Here is a 2,660-nt window from a genome sequence, read left to right as displayed (position 1 = left end):
TGATTCAGCCCAGCCGGTGACCGCCGGACAGGGAAACCGATAGGAACGAAACCCAGGGCGAATCAAGGTGTGTCCGATTGGTCTCGTGTCTGGGTTCCAGCACGGGTGGGGCCAATACGGTGTCTGGGTTGGGAGATTTACAAGACAGGGTGCCTGGGCTGGGTGCCATGTGGGTGTCTTGCGGGCTTCCAGCAGCGGTCTGGGTTCTCGCTGGGATATCTGTCCCTGATTGGGTTCTCGGTCGTTTTCGCTGGTTTCAGTTTGCTACGCATGGTAGGCTCGGCGCAGGCGTAAACGTGAAGGCCGACCACCTCAATCTGAGGCGTGCTTCTATCGTCCGAGACACATCGGGCGGGGAGTAATCCAGGGGATCCAGGGGCGTGACCGCCGAGCTGCGAGGGTAAGTAATAGCCCGTATCTGGCGGGCCTCCGGGACCAGCGAACCAAGACAGATCTGCGTGTGGGCAGATCCTTTGAGTTCGTACGTCCGGAGGTGACCATCGCGATGACCGCTCTGCAGCAGCCACAGCACCCTGTGCTCGAGGCCGTGGTCGCGATCACCACCTGCCTGGAGCAGGTAGCGGACGCGAACCCCACGTTCATGGCCACCGACCAGAAGGCCGCGGCTCTCCTGGAGATCGCCCGGGCCAAGGCCCAGCTGGCCGAGCTCGAACTGCGGGTGCTCGCGGCTGCTGACGATGTCGCTGCCGAGACTGCGGCTCGTGATGTCGCGGCGTGGCTGCATCACCACACCCACCAACGCCCCGAGGACCTGCGCGCCGACCAGCGGCTCGCAGCGGCGTTGGATCGGACCTACCACCAGGTTTCTGCAGCGATGCGTGCCGGTGAATGCAACCCAGCCCAAGCCACCGTGATCGTCGCAGCGCTCGACGACCTACCCACTGACCTGGACCCTGAGGTCAAGACCAGGGCCGAGGAAGCCCTGGTCGGCTACGCCACCGAGCTCGACCCCACCCAGCTACGGCGCCTAGGACGCCGGATCCTGGACGTCATCGCCCCCGAGATCGCCGAGGCCGAAGAAGCCCGCCGGCTCGCGGCCGAGGAGGCCCACGCCCGCAAGAAGACCCGACTGACCATGCGGCGCCTCGGCGACGGCACCACCCGGATCACCGCGGTGGTCCCGGACGCGACCGCGGACCGGCTCGCCACCAACCTCGAAGCCTTCGCCTCACCCCGACGTGATGACGGGACCCGCACCACGACCGGCGACTACCTGCCCTACGACCGCCGGCTGGGGCGGGCGTTCTGCCAGCTGCTGGAGACCCTGGACCCGACCCGGCTCCCGATCCACGGCGGGGACGCCACCACCGTGATCGTGACCATCGACCTCGACCAGCTCCGCACAGATACAGGCATCGGCCAGATCGTGGGCGGCAGCCCGATCACCGCAGCCGAAGCCCGACGCCTGGCCTGCACCGCGAACATCATCCCCGCCGTCCTCGGTGGTCCCTCTGAGGTTCTGGACTTCGGACGCAAGGAACGTTTCTTCCAAGCCGCCCAGCGCCGTGCCCTGCTACTGCGATCAGCAACCTGTGAGGCCGAAGGGTGCGACATCCCCGGAACCTGGGCTGAGGCCCACCACTGGCTCGCCTGGGCACAAGGCGGTCCGACCGACATCGACAACGCCGCCCTGCTCTGCAGCCATCACCACCACCGCGCCCACGACACCGCCTACGTCCACGAGCGCTTACCCAACGGCGACATCCGATTCATCAGACGGACATAGAGACAGGCCAAGTCACCCGGCACGTCAGCCTGTCGTCCGCCCGACCAGCGGGCTCAGAAACGACTCCGATCATCATGACGGCTGTCTGTGCGGTATCGCGGAAGTCGGCCAAGATGTGCGATAGCGCTGGCGTCTAACGATGGACCCGACGGGTCGCCCGAGCTGCTCTCGTCGTTTCCAGGGTTCTCAGTGCCCGTGTCCGACGTATTCGCCGACCACCGCACCCGAATGGGCGCCGTCGCTTCGCTCTCGCCGCCATCCTCTTCGCCGTCTAGATGTACTCGGCCATCACGTTGGTGACAGTCGGCTGATCGGCGGGAGTCCTCCGAGTGCGCTGTGGCGTCGGACAGTGTTGTAGCGCTCGAGCCATGGTGCAAGCGCTGCTGTTCGGTCGGTGTTGGTGAGGTAGACCTGGTGGTAGGCCCACTCGGTGGCCAGGGTGCGGTTGTAGCGCTCGACCTTGCCGTTCTGCCAGGGGCAATGGGGCTTGATGAACTTGTGCTTGGCGCCCAGTGTGGTGATGGCCGCGGCTACGTCGTGGGATCTGCGGTAGGAGAAGTGGTTGTCGGTGATGACCCGCTCGATGCGGGTGATGCCGTGGGTGGCGAAGTAGTCGGCGGCCCGGCGGATGAACCCGGCACAGGTGGGTGAAGCGCCCCAGGTTTGATGCCGCTGCTGTTTGAGTCCGGAAGGATGGACAGTATGCCGAAGAAGATTGATCCTGCTCTGAGGGAGCGGGCTGTACGACTGGTGCTTGAGCACCGGGGCGAGTACCCCACCACGACGGCCGCGGTGGCTGCGGTGAGCAAGCAGGTCGGGGTCGGCAAGGAGAGCCTGCGACGTTGGGCGGCTCAGGCTGATGTGGACGCGGGTGAGCGGCCTGGTGTCACGAGCAGTGAGTCGGCTGAAATCA

Annotated in this window: 2 protein-coding genes and 1 pseudogene; 2 read left to right on the top strand and 1 reads right to left on the bottom strand. The window is 65.7% G+C overall.

Annotated elements, in window-relative coordinates:
* The first annotated feature begins 460 nt into the window (after positions 1–460).
* The gene (locus IEY84_RS26515; protein WP_229789052.1) at positions 461–1,747 is read left to right on the top strand and encodes an HNH endonuclease signature motif containing protein; all 1,287 of its coding nucleotides are present in this window, start codon (positions 461–463) and stop codon (positions 1,745–1,747) included.
* 288 nt (positions 1,748–2,035) lie between these two features.
* Here the strand turns inward: IEY84_RS26515 and IEY84_RS26510 are convergent, their stop codons facing one another.
* Positions 2,036–2,509 carry an integrase core domain-containing protein gene (locus IEY84_RS26510; protein ID WP_505816819.1) on the bottom strand — a complete coding sequence of 158 codons (474 nt, stop codon included), beginning with the start codon at positions 2,507–2,509 and terminating at the stop codon, positions 2,036–2,038.
* Here IEY84_RS26510 and IEY84_RS27115 point away from each other — a divergent pair.
* Positions 2,450–2,660, top strand: a pseudogene (locus IEY84_RS27115) (IS3-like element ISPfr13 family transposase); the annotation flags it as partial. The gene IEY84_RS26510 and the pseudogene IEY84_RS27115 sit on opposite strands and share 60 nt — an antisense overlap.

This window comes from Nocardioides albus (assembly GCF_014648255.1).
Classification (GTDB): domain Bacteria; phylum Actinomycetota; class Actinomycetes; order Propionibacteriales; family Nocardioidaceae; genus Nocardioides; species Nocardioides albus.
The sequence above is the reverse complement of the archived record's forward strand: the minus strand, read 5'-3'. Positions and strand labels throughout refer to the sequence as shown.